Annotated in this window: 6 protein-coding genes and 1 pseudogene; 3 read left to right on the top strand and 4 right to left on the bottom strand. The window is 63.7% G+C overall.

The window, feature by feature from the left end:
• Positions 1 to 37 precede the first annotated feature (37 nt).
• Positions 38 to 1,879, bottom strand: a complete 1,842-nt coding sequence (gene tamA / locus AC3AYF_RS15535) for an autotransporter assembly complex protein TamA (protein ID WP_487779960.1) — start codon at positions 1,877 to 1,879, stop codon at positions 38 to 40.
• Positions 1,880 to 1,883: 4 nt separating this feature from the next.
• Positions 1,884 to 2,828, bottom strand: a complete 945-nt coding sequence (locus tag AC3AYF_RS15530) for a coiled-coil domain-containing protein (protein ID WP_295036167.1) — start codon at positions 2,826 to 2,828, stop codon at positions 1,884 to 1,886.
• Between the two features lie 378 nt (positions 2,829 to 3,206).
• Here AC3AYF_RS15530 and AC3AYF_RS15525 point away from each other — a divergent pair.
• Positions 3,207 to 3,716 (top strand): annotated as a pseudogene (locus AC3AYF_RS15525) (Fe-Mn family superoxide dismutase); the annotation flags it as partial.
• A 130-nt stretch (positions 3,717 to 3,846) separates the two neighbouring features.
• On the opposite strand, the gene AC3AYF_RS15520 reads toward AC3AYF_RS15525, so the two are convergent.
• Together AC3AYF_RS15520 and galU are read right to left on the bottom strand one after the other, a co-directional pair.
• Complete coding sequence (locus AC3AYF_RS15520) at positions 3,847 to 5,127, bottom strand: nucleotide sugar dehydrogenase (RefSeq protein ID WP_295036169.1); 1,281 nt, start codon at positions 5,125 to 5,127, stop codon at positions 3,847 to 3,849.
• 4 nt (positions 5,128 to 5,131) lie between these two features.
• Positions 5,132 to 6,019, bottom strand: a complete 888-nt coding sequence (galU, locus tag AC3AYF_RS15515; protein WP_295036170.1) for a UTP--glucose-1-phosphate uridylyltransferase GalU — start codon at positions 6,017 to 6,019, stop codon at positions 5,132 to 5,134.
• Positions 6,020 to 6,296: 277 nt separating this feature from the next.
• Between galU and ubiG the strand changes: the two genes are divergently transcribed.
• Both ubiG and AC3AYF_RS15505 read left to right on the top strand, forming a co-directional pair.
• Complete coding sequence (gene ubiG / locus AC3AYF_RS15510) at positions 6,297 to 7,052, top strand: bifunctional 2-polyprenyl-6-hydroxyphenol methylase/3-demethylubiquinol 3-O-methyltransferase UbiG (protein WP_295036171.1); 756 nt, start codon at positions 6,297 to 6,299, stop codon at positions 7,050 to 7,052.
• On the top strand, positions 7,049 to 7,726 hold the full coding sequence (locus AC3AYF_RS15505) for an HAD-IA family hydrolase (protein ID WP_487779959.1): 678 nt from the start codon (positions 7,049 to 7,051) through the stop codon (positions 7,724 to 7,726). Before ubiG ends, AC3AYF_RS15505 begins: the two co-directional genes overlap by 4 nt.
• Positions 7,727 to 7,817: the final 91 nt, after the last annotated feature.

Below are 7,817 nucleotides of genomic sequence, written 5' to 3'. Positions count from 1 at the left end.
CCCAGCAGCCACAGGATCAGGAACAGCAGTAGCCGAATCAGAACTCCGGTCCGATGGAGAAATGAAGACGCCAAGAGTCCTCCTCGTCGTCAAACGGGTGGGCAATATCGAAACGGATCGGCCCAACGGGTGAAATCCAGCGCACGCCGACGCCGGCGCCGGTCTTGAGTTCATCGGGCCACCACTCGTCGAAGGCGTTGCCGGTATCGACGAAGGTCGCGCTCCAGAAATTGCCGGTCAGGTGGCGTTGATACTCGACGCTGCTGGTCAACATGTGCTGCCCGCCGAGCAGCTCGCCATCGTCGTTTTCCGGTGACAGGCTCTCGTAGGAATAGCCGCGTATGCTCTGGTCGCCACCGGCGAAGAAGCGTAGCGATGGCGGTATCTTGTCGAAGGTGTTGGTGGCCATGGCGCCGCCGCCGATACGGCCGACGAAGCGGTTCTCGCTGCCGAGCATCCGAACCCATTGGGAGTTGAAGGTGGTGCGCACGAAGCGGGCATCCGATCCCCACGAAGGATCGGACCACTCCAGGGTCAACTCCTGCTTGTCGCCCCAGCTCGGGAAGATCGGGTTGCGTTTGCGCGTCCGCGACCAGCTGATGCCGGGATAGAGCAGCAGCACGGCATCGTCCTGATCGGCCTGGGTGAAATCCTCGTAGGTGGTCTGCCAGTAGAGATCCTGGATCCAGCCGTTGGAGAACTCCCAGTGGCGGGCCACCTGCACCGAGCTCTCGAAGCTCTTGGTGTCCTCGTTGTCGATATTCTTTAGGCCGTAGCGAACCCGGTAGCTGTCTCTCAGCGGATTTTCCAGCGGGATCCTGTACTCCCCCGAGAAGCGCTGCTCCGGGCCCGAGAGATAGAGCGAGTTGGTCAGGCTGTGCCCATAGCGATTGAGCCAGGGCATGGTCCAGGAAAACTGGGTCCGCGGACCCACGTCGGTGGCGTAGCCGACACCGACCTCGAACTGATGGCGATCGGCCGGGGTCAGTTCGACATCGACGGGTCCCACCGTGGGCCGGCTATCGGTCAACTCCCGCGCCATGCTCAGACCCGGCCCGCCGAGCACGCTGGACGGGTCGGCGGTGGTATCGCGTCCGGTCGCTTCGCTCCACCACTGGCTGGGGGTGGCGGGCGCGGCCTCCTCGTTCACTCTCGGCCGCACCGCTACGCCGGCGAACCAGTCGGTTTGGCCGAGGTTCTGGTTGAGCGTGGCGAGATCGTTGGCGAGATACGGATCGCCAGGCTCGAAGGGAACCATGTTCTCCAGCCGGCGCGGCTCGATCTGGCTCCCCTGGAAATGCACGTGCCCGAACCGATAGCGCCGACCGCTGTCCAGATCGAGAAAGATGCGGGCGCTGTTCTCCCAGGGGCGCACTTCGATCCGTTGCTGGCGGAAGCGGGAGTTGAAGTATCCGCGCTCCAGCGCCAGGGTCGACATCTTGCCCTTGAAGCTGTCGTAACGGGAGTGCAACAGCGGGTCGCCGACTTTGAGCGGATTCGAACGCATCACCTGCTCGAAGGCTTCGTCATCCCTGGCGTCTCCCTCCAGCGAAACGTCGACCTGGGTGATCTTGGCACGCTCGCCCGGCTCGACATCGATCACGACCCGCCGATTGTCCGTGTCGGGGTAATGCGTATCCAGTCTGGCGTTGTAGTAGCCAAACGCCTGTAGCGCCTGCTCGGCACGATTCCTCACGACCCCGTCCAAGCGTTCCCGGGTAGCCTGGCTGTCGGGTTCGAGTTCGGACAGGATGTTGACCACATTTTCCGCCGGGGGGCCGCTCAATCCCTTGACCGTGACATCGAGCGCCCAGGCGTGCCCCGCGGCGGGCAGCGCCAGGCAAATGAGTCCCGTCCGTAGGACCTTGACTTGCCGCATGACATCAACCCCCGCCGCGTTGTAGGTCGGAAACGTCCGTGATCAAGGAAGCCACGCGGCTCGTCAATTGCGAGCGGCTGGCCTCGAGAGAGCCCAGTCTCTCCTTGAGTTCGCGAATCTGGGCTGCGCTCGCTCCCGAGGGCAGCGCATCGACACGCGACTGCAAGGACTCGAGACTCGCATTGAGAGCCGTCTGGCCTTGCCGAAGTTCCGTCATCGAGCTGCGAATTTGATTCAAGGCGTCGGGTGATGGCACGTCTCTCTTGGCCAGGGTCTCGACGCGGGACTCGAGGTCGGCGACGGAAGCGCGCAGTTCTGCCGAGTCACTTCCCTCGACCCGTTGCGAAAGGGCTTGCTGAGACTGACGCAACTTGTCGAGCGAGGTCGTGAGCTGCTCCGATAGCGCCTGAGCGGCCTGCTGCTGCCGATCGAGGGAGTTCGCCACCGAGTCGAGGCGATTGTCCTGCTGCTTCTGGCCATCCTCGAGGGAGGCCAGCCTGGCGGCCAGGGCTCCGCGCTCGTCCTTTCCCGTGCTCTCGAGCGCATCGAGCGAGGATTGCAGCGTGCCGATCAGTGACTGCAGATTCTCGTCGGCATCCTGCAGCTTTTCGATCTGTCGAGTCGTCTGATCGTCAGGCCGGGAATCCGCCACTCGCGTTTCCAGGCTCCCCACCGCCGCCCGCGTGGCCTCCAGCTGGTCACGCAGGCGATCGAACTCGGCGCGCAGGCTTTCACCGGAAGCATCCAGTGTCGAGCCGGTCGTATCGATACGCTGGTTGAGCCTGTCGATCTGGGCGCTCTGCACCTCCAGCCGCTGAAAGAGCTGCCAGCCTCCCGCGCCCGCCCCGGCAAGCATCAGCAGGATGAGAAACCACAGCGGCCAGACTCTGGGCCGGCCGCGTCCGGGAGCCCCTTGGTGGCGAGACACTCCCGAGCGGCGTGTCGTCATGTCGTCTCGATCTGGAACGATGGTTGGGGATGCGCGATGCTCGTCGGATTGTGATGGCATTGCCGTCGTGTACCTTGCCAATAGTGATGCGAATACTGCGAGAGAACCGGAGGCTCGGCATCCGGTTCCTGGAGCCCGGAAGCCCGTCCCCACGCGCCAGTCATGGAAACCACTATGCCATGAAAAGCCGGCCTCGGGCGGCTGACGGGATCACGTTACGTGAAAGCCGGCATAAAACCCAGGCTTGGCAGCGGTCGGTTCGCATGATAGCGGCCGCGCCCCGATCACCATCGCCGGATTGGCGATGAAGGTCGCGTTCGCGGTAGCATGCCCGCCACCCGCGGAGCGTAATGTAGCCCTCTCTCCCCCCTATCGTCGATGAGCCCGATGCCTGAATTCGCTACCCGATTCGAGTTGCCCGCCCTTCCGTTCGAACGCCATTCACTGGAGCCCGATGTATCCCGGGCCCAGGTCGACCTGCTTTACAGTCACTACCATCGCCGCCATATCGATACGCTCAACGCTCGAGGCGCGACGATACACGGGCACTCTCTGGCGAGTCTCGCCGAGCACGACGGAAACGCGATTCGCCGTTCTGCGCAGGAGGCCTGGAACCTGGTCTTCTTCTGGCACGGACTCAGCGCCGGAAGCGTTGCGGTACCCGATGTCCTGGCACGACGAATCGACCAGGCGTTTGGCGGCATGGGAGCGCTACAGTATCGGTGGCGAGCTCACGTCAACGACGTCGCCGAGGGCTGGTCCTGGCTGGCTGTCGGCGCCAGTGGCGATCTGCAACTGCTGGCGTCGCCACCGGGGGAGCGCCCCGCGGAGGCGGCCCCGCTGCTGGCCATCGCGTTGGCCGAAGAGGCGTACCGAATCGACTATCGTGAGCGCCGCGGCGACTATTTCGACGCCTTGTGGCCCCACCTGAACTGGGACTACGCGAAACTCAACCTCGAAGTGGCCGATTGAACGCCGGCCCGGCACCGGCGTTCAAGGCGTTCTCCTGGATTCGGGTCTAGGCGCGGCGGCCGATGCCACGGTAGACGAACCCGCGGGAGGCGACGTAGGCCGGATCGTAGATGTTGCGACCATCCAGAACGAGCGGCGTCTTCAGCGCTTGCAGCAGCCGCCGCCAATCCGGATTCCAGTAACACTTCCACTCCGTGACCAGCATCAGGGCATCGGCCCCCTCGCAAGCGCTGTAGAAATCGCCCTCGCACAACACCAGTTGCGGATGGTCGGGGTAGAGTTCGCCCAGCGCATGCAGTGCCGCCGGATCATGGACCCTGACCGTGACACCCTGGGCCCACAGCGCTTCCAGCAACGTCAGGACCGGAGCGTGATCGATCCGTGCCGTCCCGGGCTTGAAGGCGGCCCCCCAGATGGCCACGGTGCGGCCTTCCAGTTCCCCTTTGAAGTGGTTCCAGAGCTTTCGGAACAGCGTCTCTTTCTTGCCTTCGTTGATGTCGAGGACGTGCTCCAGCAGATGGGACTCTCGCCCCGTCGAGTGCTGGACGTCGGCCAGACGCATCAGGTCCCGGGAGAAATTGGGCCCGCCGAAGCCGCAGCCAGGGTAGAGATACTCAAAGCCGATGCGGGTATCGGCCCCCATCCCCTGGCGAACGTACTCCACGTCCACGGCGAGCGAGTCGGCGAGGCCCGCCAACTCGTTCATGAAGCTGATCCGCGTCGCCAGCATGCCGTTGATGGCCAGCTTGGTCAGTTCGGCGGCACGCCTGGGCATCAACTGGAACACCTCATGGCGTCGATTGAAGGCTCGCAGCAGTTCGCGTATCTGCCGGGTGCCCCACTCGTCTTCACTGCCCAACAGCCAGTGCGCCGGCCGGGTGAACGTTTCCCAAGCACGCCCTTCCTCGATTCGATCCGGCAGCGCCACAGCCACTTGACCGGCGTGCCCCAGCAGCGCCTCGAGCTTCTCCGTCTGACCTACCGGGAACGTGGAATTGTTGACGATGATCAGCGGCGTGCTCTGACGTCCAGGAACCTGCCTGACGTAACTTTCCGCCGACTCCCGCTGATCCGGGGAGAGTGCCAGCCAATGGACGTCGGCGTCGGTATCGGTCGGCACCTCATCCACGATCGTCAACTGGCCGGAATCTTCACCGGCCAGAATCTGGTCCTTGAGCCCCGGCTCACTGATCAGCCAGTCGGCACTCGCCAGGCTCTCCCAACGAAAATCGGCATGTGGCATCCAGGTAACCTGATGCCCAACCGAGCACAATGCGGCGGCGGCGGTTGCCGCAGCCAGTTCGCTACCATGTACGACCACGCGCATCGACTTAATCCTCGGTCGCGTATTGCTGAATCAACTGACGGAAACCCTCGCCCAGGGTCGGATGCTTCCGCCCCAGGGCCAGCGTCGCCTCGAGGTAGCCGAGCTGGCTGCCACAGTCGTAGGTCTGCCCCTGCATGCGATAGGCCGCCGCACCGCTGTTCTTGCGCAGCGTCTCGATCGCATCGGTCAGTTGAATCTCGTTACCTGCGCCGGGGGGCGTTTCGGCCAGAATCGGAAAAATCTCGCCCGGCAACAGGTAGCGGCCAATCACGGCCAGCGTGGAGGGCGCCTCCTCGACCTTGGGCTTCTCGACCATGCCGGTCAGCGGTGCGCTCTTGCCGGGGGCGGGCTCGGCGCCCTCGAGTGCGACGATGCCGTACTTGTACGTCAGCTCCCTGGGAACGGTCTCGACCATGATCTGGGCCTTGCCGGTGTCGTCGAACGCCTTGATCATGCCGGTGAGATCGTTGCTGGACATGCCGTCGTCGTCGATGACCACGTCGGGCAGCAGGACGGCGAACGGGTCATTGCCGATGACCGGGCGGGCACACAGGATGGCATGGCCGAGCCCCAGCGCCTCCGGCTGGCGCACGCTGATGATGTTGACGTCGTCCGGAATGATGTTGCGCAGCTCCTCGAGCAGTTCGTTCTTGCCCTTGGCCTCGAGCTGGGTCTCGAGCTCGAAATGCTTGTCGAAATGGTTCTCGATGGCGCTCTTCGAGGAGTGGGTGACCAGGACGATCTCCTTGATGCCTGCCTTTACCGCCTCGGTGACCACGTACTGAATCACCGGTTTGTCGACGATGGTGATCATCTCTTTGGGAATCGCCTTGGAAGCGGGCAAACAGCGGGTGCCGAATCCGGCGACGGGCAGTACGGCCTTGCGAATCATCTTTTAGGTCCTTCCCTTCCTGGGTATGAAATCAACGATTGCCGGTGTCCCGACTTCGTATCCTTCTGCTAGCTTAGCGGGCGAGAAGCCGAAAGCACAGTCGCAGAAAAGCGACAAGTCCAGGCGCTTGCCCGCCAACCCGCTTTTCGTCGACGTGGTCTCCAGGCAAGCTACCGTCCATAGTAGAATATCGCAAAGCGATGCACCGATGCGCGATACCGCGGCTTGGCCGATCGACTCGACGGTGCGCCGACATTCCCGGAAAGGAAATCCGTTCATGACATCATCACCTCACGACGACGCTTCTCTTCATCACAACGTCGATCATGCCGAAATCGCCAAGTTCGATGCGCTCGCGAGCCGCTGGTGGGATCGGGAAGGCGAGTTCAAACCGCTGCACGATATCAATCCGCTGCGTCTGGGCTTCATCGATTCCCATGTCTCCCTGGCCGGCAAACGCGTCCTCGACGTGGGGTGCGGCGGCGGAATCCTCAGCGAAGCGATGGCGATGCGCGGCGCCGAAGTCACGGGGATCGATCTGGGCGAGGCGCCCTTGGCGGTCGCCCGACTTCACCAGATGGAGAGTGGCGCGGAGGTCGACTACCGTTGCACCAGCGTGGAGGCGATGGCGGAGTCGCATGGCGGCGAGTTCGATGTCGTGACCTGCCTCGAGATGCTCGAGCACGTGCCGGACCCGGCTTCGGTCGTCGCGGCCTGCGCCAGACTGGTCAAACCCGGCGGCCACCTGTTCTTCTCGACGATCAATCGCAATCCGAAATCCTATGCCTTCGCGATCGTCGGCGCCGAGTACGTGCTGGGCCTGCTGCCGCGGGGCACCCACGAGTACCGCAAGCTGATCCGCCCTTCCGAGCTTTCCGGCTGGTGCCGGCAGCACGGCCTGCGGCTCCAGCATCAGACCGGGCTGACCTACAACCCCCTGTCCCGGCGCTACCGGTTGAATCCCAATGATGTTTCGGTCAACTACATGGTGCACGTGCGTCCGGAATGGACCGGCGGCGGCGGCGACACATGAACCATGCCCCCCTCCCGGAAGCGCTCTTGTTCGAGCTCGACGGGACCCTGATCGATACCGCTCCCGACCTGGCCGAAGCCACCAATCGGTTGCGAGAGCATCACGGGCTGGCGAGACTTCCCTACGATGTCATCCGCGCGCAGGTCTCCAACGGGGGGAGCGCCCTGGTGACGCTGGCGCTGGAGTTCGCCAGCGACCACCCGCAGCACGCCGGCGCTCGTCAATACCTGCTGGATCGTTATGCGGAAGTCGTCGCCGACAATAGCCGGATCTACCCGGGGCTGGCAGATCTCATCGCGCGCTGGGAAGCCGAGGCGCGGGGCTGGGGGATCGTGACCAACAAGCCCAGGGCCTATGCGGAGCCACTGATCGAAGCCCTCTCATTGCGGCCCGGGGTGCTGGTCTGTGCCGATGATCTGCCTGTCAGGAAACCCGAGCCGGAACCGCTGTGGTTCGCCGCTCGTCGGCTGAACGTGGAACCGGGCCAGTGCTGGTATGTCGGGGACCATCGGCGCGACATGGAAGCGGCCGAACGAGCCGGCATGACGGCGATTGCCGTACGCTACGGCTACATCCCGGACGAAGAACCGCTCGATGAGTGGCCGGCGGACCACTGGTTCGAGACGTCGGAGTCTCTGGCCGACGCGCTGCTGGCGTCACTAGGGGCCCGCTAGACACTACTCAGGTTTTCGGGGGCTGGGCATCGAAGGCTTCGCCACTGATTCCCTCGCTCTCCGACCCCATCAGCCAAAGATAGGTTGGCAT

This window comes from Salinicola sp. (assembly GCF_982684285.1).
This window is presented reverse-complemented; position numbering and strand designations above follow the sequence as displayed.

What these genes read in the sequence shown, in the direction of transcription:
- tamA (WP_487779960.1), bottom strand. Translation starts at nt 1,879, where the DNA reads ATGCGGCAAGTCAAGGTCCTACGGACGGGACTCATTTGCCTGGCGCTG.
- AC3AYF_RS15530 (WP_295036167.1), bottom strand. Translation starts at nt 2,828, where the DNA reads ATGACGACACGCCGCTCGGGAGTGTCTCGCCACCAAGGGGCTCCCGGA.
- AC3AYF_RS15520 (WP_295036169.1), bottom strand. Translation starts at nt 5,127, where the DNA reads ATGCGCGTGGTCGTACATGGTAGCGAACTGGCTGCGGCAACCGCCGCC.
- galU (WP_295036170.1), bottom strand. Translation starts at nt 6,019, where the DNA reads ATGATTCGCAAGGCCGTACTGCCCGTCGCCGGATTCGGCACCCGCTGT.
- ubiG (WP_295036171.1), top strand. Translation starts at nt 6,297, where the DNA reads ATGACATCATCACCTCACGACGACGCTTCTCTTCATCACAACGTCGAT.
- AC3AYF_RS15505 (WP_487779959.1), top strand. Translation starts at nt 7,049, where the DNA reads ATGAACCATGCCCCCCTCCCGGAAGCGCTCTTGTTCGAGCTCGACGGG.